Source organism: Jatrophihabitans telluris (assembly GCF_023516435.1).
Taxonomy (GTDB): domain Bacteria; phylum Actinomycetota; class Actinomycetes; order Mycobacteriales; family Jatrophihabitantaceae; genus Jatrophihabitans_A; species Jatrophihabitans_A telluris.
Window position 1 is genome coordinate 2,470,180 of sequence record NZ_CP097332.1, and the last position, 19,027, is coordinate 2,489,206.

17 protein-coding genes are annotated in these 19,027 nt (G+C 66.9%); 13 read left to right on the forward strand and 4 right to left on the reverse strand.

Annotated elements, in window-relative coordinates:
- Nucleotides 1-319: 319 nt before the first annotated feature.
- Nucleotides 320-1,213, reverse strand: coding sequence for a hypothetical protein (locus tag M6D93_RS11550; protein WP_249769352.1), 894 nt, complete (start codon nucleotides 1,211-1,213; stop codon nucleotides 320-322).
- A 171-nt stretch (nucleotides 1,214-1,384) separates the two neighbouring features.
- Between M6D93_RS11550 and M6D93_RS11555 the strand changes: the two genes are divergently transcribed.
- Nucleotides 1,385-2,278 (forward strand): helix-turn-helix transcriptional regulator, encoded by an 894-nt coding sequence (locus tag M6D93_RS11555; protein WP_249769353.1) that lies wholly within the window; start codon nucleotides 1,385-1,387, stop codon nucleotides 2,276-2,278.
- Between the two features lie 77 nt (nucleotides 2,279-2,355).
- Here M6D93_RS11555 and M6D93_RS11560 read toward each other — a convergent pair whose 3' ends face one another.
- Nucleotides 2,356-2,871 (reverse strand): Lrp/AsnC family transcriptional regulator, encoded by a 516-nt coding sequence (locus M6D93_RS11560; protein WP_249769354.1) that lies wholly within the window; start codon nucleotides 2,869-2,871, stop codon nucleotides 2,356-2,358.
- 157 nt (nucleotides 2,872-3,028) lie between these two features.
- On the opposite strand from M6D93_RS11560, the gene hppD reads away from it, so the two are divergent.
- Genes hppD through fahA form a run of 4 tightly spaced genes read left to right on the forward strand, consistent with a single transcriptional unit; the run spans nucleotide 3,029 to nucleotide 7,637 of the window.
- On the forward strand, nucleotides 3,029-4,234 hold the full coding sequence (gene hppD / locus M6D93_RS11565) for a 4-hydroxyphenylpyruvate dioxygenase (RefSeq protein WP_249769355.1): 1,206 nt from the start codon (nucleotides 3,029-3,031) through the stop codon (nucleotides 4,232-4,234).
- 60 nt (nucleotides 4,235-4,294) lie between these two features.
- Nucleotides 4,295-5,497 (forward strand): homogentisate 1,2-dioxygenase, encoded by a 1,203-nt coding sequence (locus M6D93_RS11570; RefSeq protein WP_249769356.1) that lies wholly within the window; start codon nucleotides 4,295-4,297, stop codon nucleotides 5,495-5,497.
- A gap of 38 nt (nucleotides 5,498-5,535) precedes the next feature.
- Complete coding sequence (locus tag M6D93_RS11575; protein ID WP_249769357.1) at nucleotides 5,536-6,405, forward strand: hypothetical protein; 870 nt, start codon at nucleotides 5,536-5,538, stop codon at nucleotides 6,403-6,405.
- Nucleotides 6,390-7,637, forward strand: a complete 1,248-nt coding sequence (gene fahA, locus M6D93_RS11580; RefSeq protein ID WP_249769358.1) for a fumarylacetoacetase — start codon at nucleotides 6,390-6,392, stop codon at nucleotides 7,635-7,637. The genes M6D93_RS11575 and fahA overlap by 16 nt, the downstream gene beginning before the upstream one ends.
- A 53-nt stretch (nucleotides 7,638-7,690) precedes the next feature.
- On the opposite strand, the gene M6D93_RS11585 is transcribed toward fahA, so the two are convergent.
- Complete coding sequence (locus M6D93_RS11585; protein WP_249769359.1) at nucleotides 7,691-8,611, reverse strand: LysR family transcriptional regulator; 921 nt, start codon at nucleotides 8,609-8,611, stop codon at nucleotides 7,691-7,693.
- An 84-nt stretch (nucleotides 8,612-8,695) separates the two neighbouring features.
- Here M6D93_RS11585 and M6D93_RS11590 point away from each other — a divergent pair, with 84 nt between their 5' ends.
- The 8 genes from M6D93_RS11590 to M6D93_RS11625 are packed head-to-tail and all read left to right on the forward strand — an operon-like array spanning nucleotide 8,696 to nucleotide 17,293.
- A complete protein-coding gene (locus M6D93_RS11590) occupies nucleotides 8,696-9,790 on the forward strand; it encodes a hypothetical protein (RefSeq protein ID WP_249769360.1) in 1,095 nt (364 codons plus the stop codon).
- Nucleotides 9,790-10,977: a DUF5624 domain-containing protein gene (locus tag M6D93_RS11595; RefSeq protein ID WP_249769361.1), complete on the forward strand. Its 1,188-nt coding sequence runs from the start codon at nucleotides 9,790-9,792 to the stop codon at nucleotides 10,975-10,977. The genes M6D93_RS11590 and M6D93_RS11595 overlap by 1 nt, the downstream gene beginning before the upstream one ends.
- The gene (locus tag M6D93_RS11600) at nucleotides 10,970-12,196 is read left to right on the forward strand and encodes an amino acid ABC transporter substrate-binding protein (RefSeq protein WP_249769362.1); all 1,227 of its coding nucleotides are present in this window, start codon (nucleotides 10,970-10,972) and stop codon (nucleotides 12,194-12,196) included. Before M6D93_RS11595 ends, M6D93_RS11600 begins: the two co-directional genes overlap by 8 nt.
- Nucleotides 12,196-13,077 (forward strand): branched-chain amino acid ABC transporter permease, encoded by an 882-nt coding sequence (locus M6D93_RS11605; RefSeq protein ID WP_249769363.1) that lies wholly within the window; start codon nucleotides 12,196-12,198, stop codon nucleotides 13,075-13,077. The genes M6D93_RS11600 and M6D93_RS11605 overlap by 1 nt, the downstream gene beginning before the upstream one ends.
- Nucleotides 13,074-14,861, forward strand: coding sequence for a branched-chain amino acid ABC transporter ATP-binding protein/permease (locus M6D93_RS11610; protein ID WP_249769364.1), 1,788 nt, complete (start codon nucleotides 13,074-13,076; stop codon nucleotides 14,859-14,861). The genes M6D93_RS11605 and M6D93_RS11610 overlap by 4 nt, the downstream gene beginning before the upstream one ends.
- Complete coding sequence (locus M6D93_RS11615; protein ID WP_249769365.1) at nucleotides 14,858-15,607, forward strand: ABC transporter ATP-binding protein; 750 nt, start codon at nucleotides 14,858-14,860, stop codon at nucleotides 15,605-15,607. The genes M6D93_RS11610 and M6D93_RS11615 overlap by 4 nt, the downstream gene beginning before the upstream one ends.
- Nucleotides 15,607-16,416 carry an HpcH/HpaI aldolase family protein gene (locus M6D93_RS11620; RefSeq protein ID WP_249769366.1) on the forward strand — a complete coding sequence of 270 codons (810 nt, stop codon included), beginning with the start codon at nucleotides 15,607-15,609 and terminating at the stop codon, nucleotides 16,414-16,416. The genes M6D93_RS11615 and M6D93_RS11620 overlap by 1 nt, the downstream gene beginning before the upstream one ends.
- A gap of 4 nt (nucleotides 16,417-16,420) precedes the next feature.
- Nucleotides 16,421-17,293: an amidohydrolase family protein gene (locus M6D93_RS11625; protein WP_249769367.1), complete on the forward strand. Its 873-nt coding sequence runs from the start codon at nucleotides 16,421-16,423 to the stop codon at nucleotides 17,291-17,293.
- 30 nt (nucleotides 17,294-17,323) lie between these two features.
- Here the strand turns inward: M6D93_RS11625 and M6D93_RS11630 are convergent, their stop codons facing one another.
- Nucleotides 17,324-18,877 (reverse strand): PucR family transcriptional regulator, encoded by a 1,554-nt coding sequence (locus M6D93_RS11630; RefSeq protein ID WP_249769368.1) that lies wholly within the window; start codon nucleotides 18,875-18,877, stop codon nucleotides 17,324-17,326.
- Between the last annotated feature and the right edge of the window lie 150 nt (nucleotides 18,878-19,027).

Consider the following 19,027-nt stretch of genomic DNA (forward strand, 5'->3'; position numbering starts at 1 on the left):
GTGTGGCGTGGACAAGTTCCTTTCCTTCAGAGGGGAACAGCTCTTCGAGATGACGAGAGAGGTGCTGGTTCAGACGGCGACCGCGGCATCGCCGGCAATACTGGTGAATCGCACCTGCGAAGGCGCTCGCCGGCGGAGCGTGGAACGGACCTGCCTGCTCGGAAGAGGGCCGGGCGCGACGCGCCCGCTCCCCCACGACATCCCCTCCATGTCGCCATGCCTACCCGTAAGCGCCTGGGTAGTCGATTCGGTTCCATGTACACGTCGAACGGCCCGCTCCGGAATCGGAACGGGCCGTTCTTCGCGCAGCGGGCCGGATCTAGCCGATCGTGATCACCTTGTGCATGCCCATCACGGCGTGCGGCATTCCGGTGGTGTCGTCGGCGACGAAGCAGAGCAGGACGTACGTGCCCTTCGGCAGCGAGTAGCTCAGGACGAGCTTCTTGCCGGGCGAAAGTACGTCGGTGCTCACCGACGGGCCGTCCACCGCGAACGGCGGCTGGTCACTGGATCCCGAGGCCAGGAACGCCTGCACCTGAGCATCGGTTGTTCCCGGCTGTACCGGCTGAAGCAGCATGAAGTGCAGCGTGTCGGACACGTTCTTCACGAGCACCGAGCCGTGCGCCGGCAAGTGACCGTGCACGACGAACCGATCGCTGCTGGTCAGAGCGACACTGGCGATCCGGTGCCCGGGACGCGGGCGCCAGCGGGAGTCGCCCCCTCGACTCTCGCGGACCGTGAGGCGAGTGACGTTGGCCGTGCTCGGAAGCTGGCCGGAGTTGGAGTCGAAGGAGTAGTAGGTGCCGTCCTCGAGGGAGACCGTCGCGCTCACCGGAGTCCCCGGGTTGACATCGGCGAGGCCGTAGAGGGTGACATCGCGTTGGATATCCCGGGTTCCCTTGGCCGCAGTGTCCGGCGACCCTGAGAACTCCTCCGCGAGGTCAGCGCCCAGCATCGACAGACTGACTCCACGATGCAGGCTGAACAAAGTCACCCCGGTTCCGTTCGGGTTGGTCGTGCTGATGTCGAATCTGATGGCCCCCTCGTGAAGAGTGGTCGTGCTGAAATGCGTGCCCTGAGCATCACCACTCACCCGCACGGTCTGGATGTCATGGTCATGCGGGACCGAGGCGGACGCAACGCCCGCCCCGCCTGTCACTGCCACGCCGACGGCAAACGCCGCCACCGTGACCCCCGTCAGTACTTTGCGCATTGCGTCCTCCGTCGGCTCGGGCACGACCAGCGACCTGGCCGCCGATCGGACGATCCCATCCGGTGCCGAAGTCGATCAATGAGTACATCTACCTATCCGACACCGGCCCGCCCGCTCGGACAGCCGCGTCGGTCGGTTTCGCCTGACTCGGGCCGAGGCAAAGTCTTGACCGTGTTGCCGATTGCGTGGTATTTCAAGGGCGCTGAATTACTGCGGTCGTCTGTCAGCAGTGACAGGCGGCCAACGGGGATATGGACACGGGACGTGAGTTCCGCAGAACTGAGTGCGGCGGATTTTCAGGCCATCCTGAATCTTCTCGGCGCTGCCCACGAGACCACGGGTCCGGCAGAGTTTGCCCAGGTTCTCATGGCCGGCCTGTCGAGCGTCGTGCCGTGCGATCTCATCAGTTACAACGAGATCGATCTAGTCGGTGGCGCGACCCAGACGTACTTCGAACCGGCCTTGGTGCCACGTCCGCAGCTCGAAGAGGCCTTCGCTCATTTCATCGACCAGCATCCCCTCGTGCGTAATTATGCCGAGACCCGCGACCCCCGGCCCCTGCGCATGTCCGACTTCATCTGCCTGTCCGAGCTGCGTCGACTCGATCTCTATCACGAGGTCTTCCTGCCCCTGGAGACGAACCACCAGCTCGCGTTCTCCCTTGCGATCGAGGGCAATCAGGTTATCGGCATCGGGTTGAACCGCCGCAGCGCGGACTTCTCCGCGCGCGATGTCGCGGCCATGTCCGTGCTCCAACCGCACCTGACGGCGGCCTCTCACCACGCGATACTGCGCGGTCGCTGGCAGGCACAAGAGGACCAGGGTGCGCAGGTGACGGCAATGCTGGGCGCGCTGACCGGCAGAGAACGAGAAGTCGCCTTGCTGATCGCCGAAGGGTGCAGCAACCGAACCGTCGCCCGGTCGCTGGGAATCTCCGACCGGACCGCGGAGAACCATGTGGCCAACCTGCTGAGGAAACTTGGGCTTTCCTCACGGACCGAACTTGCGGCACGCCTCAGCCTCCGGGTGGCCAGCCAGGACGACAACCGCACGCCAACCCGATAGGCCGGCCCGACCGACCGACCGCCCGACCGCCGCCTGACCGCTCGCCGCCTGACCGCTCGACGCCGGGGGCCCAGCGTTCACCGATAGGCGGGGGCCCGGGGCTCTCTTGCGGAGATGAGGGTGCCGAGCAGCGGCATGCTGCGTGGGGCAATCAGGGTCGACAGGACGACCACGCTCGTGGAGCGGACGATGACCCCGGTGCGGTTGATGGCGAGCAGCGCGTCCTGCAGATCCAGGTGGGACGAGGCGCCGACCTTGCACAGAACGTCGGCGTCGCCGGTGGTCACGTACGCCTCGAGCACGTTGGGCAGCGAACTGAGTTCCGCTAGGACGTCGTCGAGCGCTCCCTGGGCGATCTCCAACGTGACGAAGGCCTGGACGGGGTATCCGGCTGCGGTGACGTCGATCTCCGGTCCCCACCCCGCGATCACTCCGGACTCCTCCAGCCGACGCAGCCGGCTCTGCACGGTGGCGCGGGCGACCTTGACCAGCCGCGAGAGCTCGAGGTCGCCCACCCGGGGGTTGGCACGCAACGCCCCTAGGAGGGCGAGATCCAGATGATCCGGTTGGTACGCGCCGGTGTGGGACGTCATGGGTCAAAGGTAGTCATTGTGGCTAGCTGTTGGCCAGCCCAACTGGCCCAACTCGGCTATTTGGCGACCTCAAGCTGGACAGCTTGCGTATTCGCGCCCTGACGGTCGACAGTCGAGGCAGTGCACTGGACGCCCCGGACCGCGAAGGGACACACGAATGTCGCTGCAGGACACGCTGACCAACGAGGAACGCCTGGCCGACCTCGACCTCGAGAGCCTGAAGCAGCTGGTCGGCCTCGTCGAGTACGACTCGGCCACCGACCCTTTCCCGGTGACCGGCTGGGACGCAACCGTCTGGGCGGTCGGAAACGCGACGCAGACCGCGCACTTCTTCCAGTCCGCGTTCGGCATGGAGCTGGTCGCCTACTCCGGGCCGGAGACCGGCAACCGTGACCACCTGTCCTTCGTCCTCAAGAGCGGCGGCGTGCGGTTCGTCATCAACGGCGGGGTGGACCCGGACAGCGCGGTCATCGCCCACCATGCGCGCCACGGCGACGGCATCACCGACATCGCCCTCGAAGTGCCGGACGTGGACAAGTGCATCGAACACGCGCGCTCCCAAGGTGCCACGGTGCTCGTCGAGCCGCACGACATCAGCGACGAACACGGAACGGTCCGCTCAGCGGCCATTGCCACCTACGGCGAGACCAGGCACACGCTCATCGACCGCTCCAAGTACGACGGGCCGTACCTGCCGGGCTACGTGGCCCGCACATCCAGCCTGGTCAAGCGCGAGGGCGCCCCCAAGCGGATCTTTCAGGCCTTGGACCACATCGTCGGCAACGTCGAGCTAGGCAACATGGACCAATGGGTCGGTTTCTACAACCGCGTCATGGGTTTCACGAACATGGCCGAGTTCATCGGCGATGACATCGCAACCGATTATTCGGCGTTGATGTCCAAGGTCGTCGCGAGTGGCAACCACCGGGTCAAGTTCCCGCTGAACGAGCCGGCGATCGCGGCGAAGAAGTCCCAGATCGACGAGTACCTGGAGTTCTACCGCGGTCCGGGTGCGCAGCACATCGCGCTGGCCACCAACGACATCCTGCGTACCGTCGACGCGCTCGTGGCCGAGGGGGTCGAATTCCTCGCCACGCCCGACTCCTACTACGAGGACCCGGAGCTCCGCTCCCGCATCGGCCAGGTTCGCGTGCCCATCGATCAGTTGCAGCAGCGCGGGATTCTCGTCGACCGTGACGAGGACGGCTACTTGCTGCAGATCTTCACCAAGCCGACCGGGGACCGACCGACGGTGTTCTTCGAGTTCATCGAGCGCCACGGTTCGCTGGGATTCGGCAAGGGCAACTTCAAGGCCCTGTTCGAGGCGATCGAGCGCGAGCAGGCCAAGCGGGGCAACTTCTGACCCACCCGCCGGCCCCCCGCCGATGGACACCGGCACTCTTCGGCTCCTTGGAGATTTGAGATGGCTCACTACCAACGGTTCGGAAGCGTCCCCGCCAAGCGTCACACCCAACATCGCGACGCGGACGGCAACCTGTACTACGAGGAGCTGATGGGCGAGGAGGGGTTCTCCTCGGACTCATCCCTGCTCTATCACCGCCACGTCCCGTCGGCCATCGTCGATGCGCGCACCTGGGACCTGCCCGACCACAGCACGGTGCCGAATCAGCCTCTGAAGCCGCTGCATCTGCGCTTGCACGAGCTGTTCACCGAGCCGGCTGGAACCGTCGTCGACGCGGTCCGGGGACGAAGGCTGGTGCTGGGGAACGCAGATGTGCGGATCAGCTATGTCGTCGCGGACCAGCCATCACCGCTGTACCGTAACGCCACGGGCGACGAATGCGTCTTCGTCGAAGCCGGAAGCGGCGTGGTCGAAACGGTGTTCGGTGACCTCACCGTCGGCGCCGGCGACTACGTCATCCTGCCGAGAGCGACCACGCACCGGTGGCTGCCCGCCGGGGACGAGCGCCTGCGCCTCTACATCATCGAGGCGAACAGTCACATCGCGCCGCCCAAGCGCTACCTGTCGCGCTACGGTCAGTTGCTCGAGCACGCACCGTACTGCGAGCGTGACCTTCGGGTACCGAGCGAGCCGCACACCAGCGACGGCGAGGACGTCGAGGTGTACATCAAGCACCGCGGCACCGGACCGATGGGGCTGGCCGGTTCGGTCCACGTCGTCCCCCGGCATCCCTTCGATGTCGTCGGATGGGACGGCTGCCTGTATCCCTACGTGTTCAACGTGGCCGACTTCGAACCGATCACGGGACGGATTCACCAACCCCCACCGGTGCATCAGGTCTTCGAGGGCAACAACTTCGTGGTGTGCAACTTCGTGCCGCGCAAGGTCGACTATCACCCGCTCTCAGTGCCGGTGCCCTACTACCACTCCAACGTCGACAGCGACGAGGTCATGTTCTATGTCGCCGGCGACTACGAGGCGCGTAAGGGATCCGGGATCGGTATCGGCTCGATCTCCTTGCACCCCGGTGGCCACTCGCACGGTCCGCAGCCCAGCGCCATCGAGGCCAGTCTCGGTGCCGAGCGTTTCGACGAACTCGCGGTCATGGTCGACACCTTCCGTCCGCTGGAGCTCGGCGAGGCGGGACGGGCCGCCGATGACCCCAGCTACGCCTGGTCCTGGTCCGGGCGAGGACCTTCGTGATCCGCCCGCCTACCGCTGACCATCCGGGACGATCGCGGATGGTGCTTTTTCGCGGGCTGCTCGACGACGCCGCGATCTTTCCGCCCGGCAACGCGCCGATGTCGACCGCTGTCCGATCCCACCTGGCCTGGCAGGCCTCGACCTGGTCAGCCGTGCTCGGGCCGTTGATCTGCCCGGACACCCGCTGGGACGAGCTGCTCGCCGATCTGCCCGACGGCGGCCGTCTGGCGATCTCAATGACCCTGCCCGGTGGCGTCGGCTCGCTGCCCGACGCGCTCGAGCGAGCGGCGACCGAGACCCGAACCACGCTGCTGTCATTGGAGATTCCGTCTCCGGCCGAGGGTCTCGGCCGGCTTCTCGAACTGGTGACCGAGCACGTCCCCGCCGACACTCGCACCTACGTCGAGTTGCCGTGGCCCGATGTCGGCCGATCCAGTATCGATACGCTGGCGAGGGCCGGAGTGCGGCTCAAGCTGCGTACGGGCGGAACCGACGCAGCGGCCTTCCCGGACGAGCGCCGGCTGGCCACGGCGATCCAGGCCAGCGTCGCGGCCGGTGTGCCGTTCAAGCTGACGGCCGGTCTGCACGATCCGATTCGCCATCGCGATCCGCACACCGGTTTCGAGCACCACGGCTACCTCAACGTGATCTGGGCGACCGCACAAGCCGTGAGCGGGCACGACCTGGCGCACATCACAGCCGCCCTCGCGGAGCGTAATCCGAGCAGGGTCGCCGAGGCGGTCGCCGGAATCGACGTCTCGACGGCCACACGTGCTCGCCAGCAGTTCCGAAGCTTCGGAACCTGCAGCATCGCCGATCCCGTAACAGGTCTGCGCGATCTTGGTCTGCTCGATCTTGGTCTGCTCGATCTTGGTCTGATAAAGGAGGATCAGTGGCCGATCGGGTGACCACGCCGCCGGCCGCCGCGAGTTGGCTCGCCATCCCCCCTGGGCATCCGTTCGGCCTGGCCACGTTGCCGTACGGGGTGTTCCACACCGCCGCACTCCCGACGGCCCGAGTCGGCGTTGCCATCGGAGAGTTCGTGCTCGACCTGAACGCCGCGATGAACGAACTCGCCCCTGACCTGGCCGGCCTCGTCGCCGTCGGGTCACTCGATGTGCTGCTTGCGGCAGGTCCATCGGCCTGGCAACGGGTACGGGAATCGATCACAACCTGGCTGAGCGAGCCGAGCTACCGCTCCCGCGTTTTGCCGCACCTGATACCCGTCGACGACGTCCTCATGCACGTGCCCTTCACCGTCGCCGACTACGTCGACTTCTACGCCTCTGAACAGCACGCTACCAATCTCGGACGGATGTTCCGGCCGGACCAGGAACCCCTGACGTCGAACTGGAGACACCTCCCGATCGGCTACCACGGCCGCTCCGGGACGATCGTCGCCTCGGGTAGGGACATCGTTCGTCCGTCGGGCCAGCGGCGAACTCCGACCGGCGAAATAGTCTTCGGACCCTCGACTCGCCTGGACATCGAGGCCGAAATCGGTTTCGTCGTAGGCACATCCTCGACCCTGGGCGAACCCGTCGGGCTCGAGGACTTCTCGCGCCACGTCTTCGGTGTCTGCCTGGTCAACGACTGGTCCGCGCGAGACATCCAAGCCTGGGAGTATGTGCCGCTCGGCCCCTTTCTCGGCAAGTCGTTCGCCACCTCGATCTCACCCTGGATCGTCCCGCTCGCCGCGCTGGGCGACGCCCGGGTGGGACCGCCCGACCGGAGCGTGCCGCTGCTCGGCTACCTCGATGACGCCGAGGCCGAGCCGTGGGGCCTCGACATCCGGTTGGAGGTGCGTCTCAACGGCTGGCTGGTCTCCAGTCCGCCATTCGCGGGAATGTACTGGACCGGCGCGCAGATGCTCGCGCACCTGACGGCCAACGGGGCCTCGCTGCGAACCGGTGACCTCTACGCCTCCGGCACGATCAGCGGTGAACGAGCCGACCAGCGTGGTTCGTTGATCGAACTGTCCTGGGGCGGCAGCGAACCGCTGTCTTTACCGGACGGATCGACGCGCACCTTTCTCGAGGACGGCGACGAGGTCGTCATCACCGCCACCGCACCTGGACCCGGGGATTCGGTGATCGGCTTCGGTGAGGTTCGCGGACGGATCGTCGCGCGAGACCGGTAAGAGCGGACGCCGCTCAGTTCGGCCCAGTCCGGCCCAGTCCGGCTCAGTCCGGCTCAGTCCGGCTCAGGTGCCGCCCGACGCACCGCGCTGACCGCTCGAACAGCCGCGATGGCTGCGGCGATTCGTGGGGACAGGTGTTCCCCATCCCGAACGATCAGGACACTGTGGCGCACGGTGTCCAGGTTGGACATCGGGATCCGCGCTATCCGCAGCTTCGAATCGGCGGGCGTGAACTCCGGAGCAATCGTGATTCCCCACCCGATGCCTACCAGCCCGATAGCGGTCCCGACGTCGTTCACGGTCGCCGCTACCTGCGGCTCGAATCCGGCCATCGCGCACAGCGTCGTCGTGAGCTGGCCGAGTGGGCTGGACGGAAGCATGATCCAGGCCTCGTCGACCAGGTCTGCGGCCGAACACAGCTCCAGATCGGCCAGGGGGTGACTCGACGGCACGCACAGGCGCAACGGATCATGGCTGAGTACCCACTCCCGCAAGCCCTCGGTGTGGCGGCCTCGGGCCACGCCGAACCGGGAGATGATCGCCATGTCCAGCATTCCTCGGCTGACCTCTCCCGCCCCGGTCGAATCGGTCGTCGCCACCAGCCGGATCTCGATGCGAGGAAAGCGCCGGCGAACCTCCGTCAGCGCCTTGCTCATGATCCGGGGGCCTTCGCCGAAGGGCACGCCCACCCGCAGCAGACCGCTGACCTCCAGGTCGTCACCGGCAAGCGTTGCCTCGGCGGCCCGCAGCTCAACCAGGATCCGCTCCGTGTGCTCGACCAGAGTGATGCCGGCGGGCGTGAGGGTGATGCGGTTTCCGACGCGGTCCACCAGCGCGGCGCCGGCCTCGCTCTCGAGCGCCGACAGCTGCTGGGATACGGCTGATCGGGTGTAACGCAGCTCCCGCGCGGCCGCTGCGATCGAGCCTTCGGCGGCCACCGCGCGGAGCATGATCAGTTTCCGAACATCGAGCATGTGTCACATCCATTAACGCCTGGGGTCAGAGATAGTAACTCCTGGTTACTTGTTTTGGCTACGCTTCGACGCTGTAGTAGGCCCATGGCTCTGACGCTCACCGAACTCCAGCGCATCCCGACTTCGGGAGCGCGCGCGGTGATGCCGTTCTGCGTCGGCGGCTTGCAGCTGCTCGCGATCCCCCAGTTCGCGACCGACGTCCCGCACGGCAAGCCAGGCATGCATGGCGGCGACAGCGCGACCAACCTCCTGCTGCTCCAGCGGGTCGATGACCGGTTCGTGCCGTGGTCCGAGCTGCCGGCGCCCGGTGGAGAGGACGCCGAGTTCTTCACGATCGGCGACCAGGCCTTTCTGGCGGTGGCCAGCATCCGCACCGGCGCCGGCCCGTACACCTTCGCCACCGAGTCGCACATCTACCGCTGGAGCGGGGAGGGATTCGAGCTGTTCCAGACGGTGCCTGCCTTCGCGGCCAGGCAGTGGAAGTACTGGACCGTGGCCGGGCGCCACTTCCTGGGCCTCGCCCAAGGCGTTCCGGCCCCGGGGCTGGAGGCGCACAATCTCGACTCCGTGGTGTACGAGTGGGACGGCGCGTCCTTCGTCGAGCACCAGCGGATCCCGTCCCGCTGGGCCTACAACTGGCACGCGTTCCGCGTCGAGGACGGCTTCTTCGTCGCCCACGCCGACCACCTGTCCGACAGCATGCTCTACCGCTGGGACGGCACGAGGCTGCAGCCGTATCAGTCGGTGGCCGCAAGCGGAGGTCGGGCTTTCGCAACGTTCGTCGATGGTGGCGCGACCCACCTGGTCGTGGCGTGCATAACCGGGACGAGCACCGTCCTGCGGTGGACCGGGCGGGAATTCATCACCGTCCAGGTCCTTGCCGGTGAAGGGGCCCGAGAGCTCGCGGTCCTGCGGCAGGGCAACGACATCCTGGTCGTCCGCATCAACTTCATCCTCGGCAACCCCTCGGACCCCCAGCCCGAACTGGACTCGGTGATCTACCGCTGGGACGGTTCGCGGCTGCGTCCGGTCCTGACCTTCCCGACGTCGGGCGGCACGGATGTCGCCTGCCTCGTCGGCAGGCACCGCACGGAACTGATCGTCTCGAACTCACTCGACCGTGACCTCCGCTTCTCCAGCAGCACCGTCCGGTACGCCCTCACAAGGACCGATGTCTGATGCCGCCGTTCGACAGCCCGGAACTCCTCGACCTGTTCACCACCTACACCGCCGGGCCGGCAAGCATCGGCGCGCACTTCGCGCAGGTGGCGATGCGTTCGTGTGCCGACCAGCCGCTGATCGTGGCGACCGGCACGGACATCGCGTTCTTCGCCGGCAGCGGATCGTCCCCGGTAATCCAGCCATTTCGCCTGTCCACCCGTGGCTTCAAGGAACTGGCCGCCGTCTCGCATCTCGGACCGGCACTGGCCACCCTCTCGGTCATGGCCCAGCAGGATCCGGACGGCAGCTGGCGCGCCGACGCCGCCCGGCTCCTGGACGCTTGCAAGGCCGCGCGCGCAGCCAACTCGATCGAGCTGTGGCGAGACCACATCCGGGTCACGGCCTTCCGCGGCCGGGAAGCGGCGATCGCGAGCATGGTCGACTACAGCTGTCGCGTCACCGAGCATCGGTTGAGTCAGGCCCTGGACCGCCCGGCCGCGTTCACCATGCACGCCGTGCGAGAGGAATACCTCGAAGGTCCCGCGCAGGATCTGCCGGTGCCGTTCAGCCGGATCATGATCGCCACCTTCTTCCTCACCGGACTCGACCTGGCGCACCGGCTCATCAGCTGGTTCGACGGCCTCGATCTCGACTGGGAACGCGCGATGGTCATCGTCGCCGGCCGAGCCGGCCGCGCCACGGCCGGTGTCACCGAGGAATCAAACAGCGTTGCGGGGGTCATCCGCACGGCCGCCCGAAATCGACTGCGGCCCGCGCATCTGTACATCGCACCGCACGCGCCTGTCTTTCCCGCCTATGACGGCACGAACGGCTCAGCCGTCGCGGGCTTCGAGGACGGCTATCGCGCGCTGTGGGCCTCGCTCGACGCGACGTCGAAGCTGGGTGCCGACATGTTCGCCGGCTACCCGGAATTCGCTCCACGGTCCGGGGAACGGACCCCGCTGGGTGCTGGGTCCCGCAGCGTCGCGGAGAAGCCCGCGATCGCCGACGCCACCGACTGGCGGGCGATGACCACCCGGCTGCGCGTCGTCATGGAGGACTCCCGCCAGTTGCTGTCCGGCGCCGTGACCGACTACGCGAGCCAGCAGCTCATCGACAGCGGCAACGACCCCGCCGCCGTGACCGTTCCGGGTCTCGACGGCGAACCCTTCCCACCCATCAACGAGGAGTCCGGCAATGACTAACCAGCAAACGCGCGCACCGAGACGCGTAGCCGTCGTGTTGGCTGCGGCGGCGCTCACGATCGCCGCGTGCTCATCCGGCACGCCCAGCTCGCAGCAGGCGTCGGGACCGTTGAAGATCGGGATGTCGCTGCCGATGACCGGGCCCGTCGCCGACGTCACCAAGTCCGGCCTGCAGGGTTACCAGCTGTGGGCCGCTGACGTGAACTCCGCCGGCGGCTTGCTCGGCCGCCAGGTGTCACTCGACGTCCTCGACAACGGTTTCGACCCCACCCAGACCGGCGCCCAGTACACGAGATTGATCAGTAAGGACAAGGTGGATCTCCTGCTCGGCACATTCTCGTCGTTGCTGAACGCCCCGGCCTCGGCGATCGCCGCTCGCCAGGGGTATCTCTACGTCGAACCGTCCGGCGGCTCCGCCTCGCTGTTCACCCGCGGTTTCAGCAATCTCTTCTTCGCTCAGCCTGGAACGACCGACCATCTGCCCGACCGGTTCGTGGAGTGGCTCTCCGGCCTGCCGAGCAGTCAACGTCCCAGCTCAGCGGCCTATCTCACCCAGGACGATCCCAGTGCCAGTCCGGCCATCGCGATCTTCAAGACCAAGCTGGAAGCACTCGGCATCAAGTCGGTCTACAACCAGACCTACGACCCGAGTACCACGAACTTCGACGCGATCGCATCCTCGATCGCGCACGCCAAGCCCGACATCGTCTTCCAAGGGGCGGTCGCAGACGATGGTGCTCAGTTCGTCAGGTCACTGGAGAAGATCAGCTTCAGCCCGAAGCTGATGTTCCAGACCAACGCTCCGACGGACGAGACATACCCGACCGCGATCGGCAAGCAGAACGCGGAGGCAATCTTCACCGCCGAGGCCTGGAGTCCCAAGGCGAAGTACGCCGGTAACGCCGCCTTCGTCGCCGCCTACACCAAGAAGTATGGTGCGCCGCCTACCGAGGACGCCGCGAACTCCTACACCGCCGGTCAGGTGCTGGCCGCCGCCGTGCGGGCCGTCGGCAAGGTCGATCAGAAGGCCATGGCCAGCTGGCTGCACAGTCACACCGTCCAGACCATCGTCGGCCCGCTCAAGTGGGACTCCACCGGGGTTCCCGAAGGCAGCCTGCTGCTGGCCCAGTGGCAGTCCGGTCAGCTCGAGATCATCGCGCCCGCGTCAGCGGCCACCACGTCGGACGCCCTCATCACCAAGCCTGGCTGGCGAAGCTGATGGTCGAGCTCGTTCAGACTGTCATCTTCGGGGTGCTCATCGGCGCCGTGTACGCGCTGATGGCCACCGGTCTCACGCTGACCTTCGGCGTGATGAAGATCGTCAACATGGCGCAGGGCGCGTTCCTGATCCTGTCGGCGTACCTGTGTTACAGCTTGTGGTCGCGCTTCGGCATCGACCCCATCCTCGCTTCGTTCATCGTCACCATTCCGCTGGCTGGGCTGGGACTGGTGCTGTACAAGCTGGTGATCGAGCGCGTTCAGCGCATCGACCACGGTTTGACCATCGTGGCCACGTTCTCGCTCGCGATCGTCGCCGAGGCGGTTATCGCCCTGATCTGGGGACCGAACCCCACCACGACCACGCCCAAGTACTTCAACCAGTCCTTGCATCTGGGCTCGTTCGTAGTGCCTCGTGCACAGCTGTACGCGTGCGTGTTCGCCCTCGGGGTCGCGGTCGTGCTGCAGCTCGTCGTCAAGCGCACCTGGCTCGGACACGCCATCACGGCAGCGTCGGAGAACCCCGAGGGCGCGCGTCTGATCGGCGTCGAACCTTCCACGGTGGGTGCCTGGATCTTCGCGATCGCGACCGCCAGCACGGCTTTCGGGGGCGCCGCCTTGAGCTTTCTGTACCAGTTCACCCCTGACACGCAGGACATCTGGATCGGCCTCACTCTGAGCGTGGTCATCCTGGGCGGGTTGGGAAGTATCCCGGGCGCGCTGGCGGCCGGCGTCCTGCTCGGCGTCGCCGAAGCCACCACGTCGACCTACGTGTCCGTCCGGTGGGCCGCGGCGGTGCCCACGCTGCTGATCCTCGTGGTGTTGCTCGTGCGCCCGCAGGGACTGTTCACCCGGGCCACTCGACAGGACGTGGGCACATGAGCCTCACCCTGGCCCGGCGCTGCTTGGTCAGCGCGGCCCTTGCCGCGCTCATCGCCTTTCCGCTGATCTCGAACAGCCTGTACTACCAGAACCTGCTCATCCTCACCTTCGTCCTCGCCATCGGGGCGAGTGGCTGGAACATCATGGGGGGTTACGCCGGTTACATCTCCCTGGGCAACAGCGCATTCATCGGTCTCGGCGCGTACACGACCGGAATCCTGGCCGCCAAGCAGCAGCTTTCTCCCTTCATCGGCTGTCTCATCGGCGGCGGGGTCTGCGCCGTGGCCGCCGCCGTGTTGAGCCTCGTCACCCGCCGGACCCGCGGCATGTACTTCGTGATCGTCACGTTCGCCACGTTGCAGCTGCTGGGCGTCGTGGCCACGACCTGGTCAGGACTCACCGGGGGAAGTCAGGGCCTGGCGCTGCCCCTGCCGACCTGGAGCTTGAGCTATCAGACCTGGCCGATCTACTTCCCGTTACTCGCCCTGCTCGTTCTCACCGTTGCCGCGTCCATCCTGGTTCGTCGCAGCAAGCTCGGCGCCGGGCTGTTCGCAATCCAGGACGACGAGGACAAGGCCGCTGGGCTCGGCCTGCGCACCGCTGTGTACAAGATGATCGCCTTCGTGCTCGGAGGCACGTTCGTCGGGATCGCGGGCGGTCTGTACGCCTACTACGTGACTTTTCTCAACGTGCCGGCGGTATTCGACATCGTGACGAGCGTGCTGATCGTCCTGTCGACCCTCTTGGGCGGACGCGGAACTATCTGGGGCCCGGTCGTGGGTGCCTTCATCGTGGAGCCGCTGGCCGACCTCACCAGCACCAATCTCGGTGGCGCCGACTCCGGGGCGATTCGGCTCCTGCTGTTCGGCGGACTGCTCGGCGCGGTCGTGCTGTTCCTGCCGCGCGGCGTGCTGCCGACGCTGACCGAGCGGTGGCGGCGGTCCGGACCGAAGCGCTCGCGACCGAGCGAAGCCGCCGGGTCACCACCCGCACCGACCGGTCGAACCAGCGCGCCGAATTCGGCGGCACTGGAACTGCAAGGCGTGTCGAAGGCTTTCGGCGGGATCCAGGCGGTGGACTCAGTGAGCCTGAGGGTGGAACCAGGTTGTATCACCGGCCTTATCGGCCCGAACGGATCGGGTAAGACGACCCTGTTCAACCTGATCGACGGGACGGTCCCCACCCGGTCCGGCCGGATCAGCGTGGGCGGGCGTCGTCTGGATCGCGACGGCCGGCCTGGACGTGCGCACGCCGGACTGGCCCGCACCTACCAGTTGCCCCGCCTGTTCCCCAGCCTGACCGTTCTGGAGAATCTGGTGCTGGCAGAACCGGCGTTGTCACCGAGGCGCCTGGTGCTCCGACGTGTGACCGAGGCCGAGCGCACCCGGGCAATGACCGTGCTCGAAGACCTCGGGTTGGCCGAATTCGCCGACACCAGCCCCGGCGAGCTGAGCTACGGCCAACGCAAGCTCGTCGAACTGGCCCAGGTGATCTGGCTCGAGCCGGTCGTGGTCCTGCTCGACGAGCCCGCCGCCGGAATCAGCCCGGCCCTGTCGCAGCGGCTGGCCGAAACAGTGCTCACCCTGCGGGGGCGCGGGGTCGGCATCCTGCTCGTCGAACACAATCTGCCCTTCCTGGCCAGTTTGTGCGAACGGGTCTACGTGATGTCCAACGGCGCGGTCATCGCCGAAGGAACGGTCGCCGAGGTGAGTGCCGAGCGCTCGGTGGTCGACGCCTACCTCGGTGACGAGATCGCTCTGGTTCCCAAGGAGATCAACGCATGATCACCATCGAAGGCCTGTGGGCCGGCTACGGCGGAATCGACATCCTGCGAGGTATGGACCTGCACGTCGAGGAAGCCGGCATCACGTGCATCGTCGGACCGAACGGAGCTGGGAAATCGACGGTGCTCAAGGCGATGAGCGGCATCCTGAAGCCTCGGCGGGGCCGCATCACGGTAGGTGGGGTTGACATCACCGGCCGCCCACCGGAGGCGATACTGCGCGAGGGTGTCGTGCAGGTTCCCCAGCGTCACGGCTTGTTCTCCCGGCTGACTGTGCGCCAGAACGTTCTGATGGGCGCCTACGTCATCCGGCGGCGGCGCAAGCACATCGAAGCACGCTACGACGAGTTGGCGACCTTGTTCCCACCGCTGGCCGAGCGACCCGACGTGGCCGCCGGAGCCCTGTCGGGCGGCCAGCGGCGAATGGTGGAGTTCGCCCGGGCCATGATGCTCGAACCACGCGTCGTCCTGCTCGACGAACCGACGCTGGGTCTCGACCCGCGCAGCCTGGCGGTCATCCGTGAAAGCACCCTCGCGATGAATCGAGGGGGTGCGACGGTGCTGATGGTCGAACAGAACGTGCGCTTCGGACTCTCACTGGCGCACGAGGCGACGGTGATGAGCGCGGGCACGGTCGCATTGGCGGGCACGGCGGAGGAGATCGGCAGCCATCCCGCCTTGATGGACCTGTTCTTCGGCGCGGCCACAACGAGCAGCGGGACCCTCTCACGACCGAGGACCGATTGATGACCCACGACCGCGGTGCCTTTCTCGATCGACTCCGATCCGGGCGCCTGACGCTCATGCTCGGGATTCGCAGTTCCCGCACGACCGAAATCGTCCGCATCGCCCGCACGACCGGGCACCACGCCATCCTGGTCGACCTGGAACACTCGACGATCCCGCTCGATGTCGCGGCCCAGATGTGCAGCACGGCGCTCGACCTGGGACTGACTCCTTTCGTTCGGATACCCGAACGGGACTACGGCACCATCGGCCGATTGCTCGACGGCGGAGCGCAGGGCATCATCGCGCCGCGGATCCAGACGCCCGCCGAGGCCCGTGACGTCAGCCGAGCCTGCCGTTTCGCACCGCGCGGGCAGCGGTCACAACTGGCAATGGTGCCGCAACTAGGCATGCGACCCACCCCCGCAGCGAAACTCAACCCCGCGCTGGACGACACGACGATCGTCCAGATCCTGCTGGAAACCCCTACCGGGATCGCCAACGCCGATGACATCGCGCGGTTGGAAGGGGTGGACATGCTCGCGATCGGGGCCAACGACCTCTCGGCGGAGCTCGGGATACCCGGCCGATACGACGATCCGCAGATCCAGCAGGCGGTAGCCGACGTCGCGCAGGCCTGCCGACGCAACGACAAGCTGTTGATGCTCGGAGGCATCGGTGACCTCGCGGTGCTGGACGAACTCATTCCGCTCGGTGTGTGCCCGTTGCACCTGACCGGCATGGACACCGACCTGCTGTTCGCCGGCGCCGCGGCCCGGACCGACAAGTTCGCGCTTCGGCGGCCACAACCCGTCTCGACAAAGGAATAGTGCGATGACCGATATTGCCCAGACCACGCCGATGCGCGCGGCCGAGACGAACACTCCTGCGACGTTCGCGGTGCCCGACGGAGCGTGTGATGCGCATTTCCACGTCTTCGAGCCGGGATTCGCCCACGTCGCGAATCCGTTGTACACGTTCCCGGATGCCAGCCTGGAGCAGTATCTGCGGATGACCGAAGTGCTCGGCATCGACCGCATGGTCATCGTCCAGCCCACCTTCTACGGCACCGACAACACCCTGTTGCTGGACGTCCTGCGCCGGGTGGGCCCGTCCGCGCGCGGCGTGGTCCGCATCGATGATGACGTCAGCGACGCCGAACTGGACCGCTTCGACGAGTACGGCGTCCGCGCGATCCGGCTCGACCTGTTCGCCCGCTCAGCGTGGCCGACCGCAGAGATCATCAGCTACGTCCACAAGATGGCCGCGCGCGCCGCCCCGCGTGGCTGGCACCTGCAGTTCTACACACCGGGAACGATCGTGCGGGACCTACTGCCGTACCTGGCCGACCTCGATCATCCCTACGTCATCGATCACATGGGTTACATGCTGGAAGCGGATGGGCTCACCGACACCGACTTCGCCCGGCTGTTGGGAGTGCTCACCCACGGCGCGTGCTGGATCAAACTCTCCGGGCCCTACCGGATCGCCAAGGCCAGGCCGCTGTCATCGGTGGAACCGATCGGACGCGCACTCGTCGCGGCCAGGCCCGACCGCCTGCTGTGGGGATCCGATTGGCCCCACCTGCCCAACGGGCAACGCGACACCGGCGAACTGCTGAACCTGCTTGGGCAGTGGGCGCCGAAACAAGCCGATCGGCAGCAGATCCTCGTGGAGTCGCCGACCGAACTGTTCTTCGCGCGATGACCGGCCGGCGTGCGCCGAACTGGCTTCGAGCTAACTGTCGCCGTCCCGGCGTACCCGGTTCCGGTCGAGCGCCCACAGCGCGATGGCCAGCGCGACCCGATCGGCAAAGACCAACGGGTCGCGGCCGGTGAGCTGAAAGATCCGAGTAAGCCGGTGGCGGACCGTGTTGACGTGCAGGTACTGATCGTCCGCCGTCCGCTGCAGGGATCCGTCGTTGCGGAGAAAGGCGCGCAGGGTTTCCACCTGCTTCGTTCCCTGCTGCTCGTCGGCCGAGATCAACGGAGTCAGGAGCTGGTCGACGAAAGGGTCCAGTCGTTCCAGGGGCTGTTGCTCCAGAAGGCCTTCCAGGCTCGTCAACGCGTCGGGGCCGACGACGACACCGCGCTTTCGCGACAGCTCGAGAGCGGCGCGGGATTCCGCGATCGCACTCGCGGTGTGAGCGAGTTCGACGGTTCGGCTGATACCGCAGGCCAGCATGAGCGTGCGCGCGGCGGCGACGGCTGAGGCGGCCGTCCCGGTGACGGCAACGGTGACGCCGGGTGCCTCACCGATCAGACCCTCGGGTAGGTGCACGGCCAACAGCGGCCCGGCTCCGGCCGGCCACGAGGACAACACGAACCGGCCGAGTTCGATGCCGACGGACTCCAGCATCGGCTGGAGCGCGAGCGGGTTCGCGAGCCGGTCGCCCACCAGGAGCAACAGCTGCCCGATGCGCTCGCGCTGCAGCGACGCTTCGACGTCGCGTTCGTGCCAGGCCAGCTCGATGACCCGGCCCAGCTGGGAAAGCAGCCGGGAGGTCGGACCCAGCCCCGGGCCGGACCAGCTCAGAGTGCTGTCGCTGTCGACCGTCGCCGTCACACTGACCTGAGCTCCGGCCGCCTGCGCGTCGTCGACCGCGATCGTGCGGCCGTCCACGGTCAGGGCGAGATGGCCGCCCAGGGAACGAGCGGCCATCGCGAGCATCTCCGCCACCGACGCCTGAGCGCGAACCCCCGCCAACAGCTCGGTCATCAACGCTTCGGCGCGACGGTTTTCCTGCTTTTCGGCCAGTGCCCGGCGCTCGGCGAGGTACTCCGCGATGGCGATGAACGGCGCACCGAGCGGGGCCTGCAGCAGTGGAAGTTCGAGACGCTCACACGCCTGGACGAGAGCCGGCGGGACTACGTCGTGAACATCGCCGACGCCGAAGCACAGCCCAGCCGCGTGCGCTGCGGCGATGGAGTCGGCGAACGCGGCACACGCTCCCGGGTCGGTCAGCGAGGCGCCGACCGTGCAGACGAGTTCACCGCCCCGTAGGTACGGCGCGGGATTGAGCAGCTCAGTCGTGTGGGCCCAGCGCACGGATCGGGTCAGCCCATGCGGATCGCCGACAACTGGTGCCAGGCGGAGGTTGGCCACGCTGAGCAGCTCGTGCAGGCTGACACCCCCACCGTCGCCGCCAGCGTTGCCGCCACCGCCACCTTCGCCGCCGCCGCCACCTTCGCCGCCGCCGCCACCTTCGTCGCCAGCGTTGCCGCCGCCGTCGCCGTCGACTTCGCCGTCGCCGTTGGCAGACGGCGCCGCCGTGCCCGCCTCGACCCCCATGGCAGCGAGTGTAGGGGCGTCTGATCGCAATTCCTGCTCGTGGGTTGTAGGAACCTACAAGATCAAGCGCGCGCATTGTGGATCCATAGCGGAATCAGAGCCAGCGTCTTGAGGTTTCCCGGCCCTCGCGGATTATCGGTATCCACAACC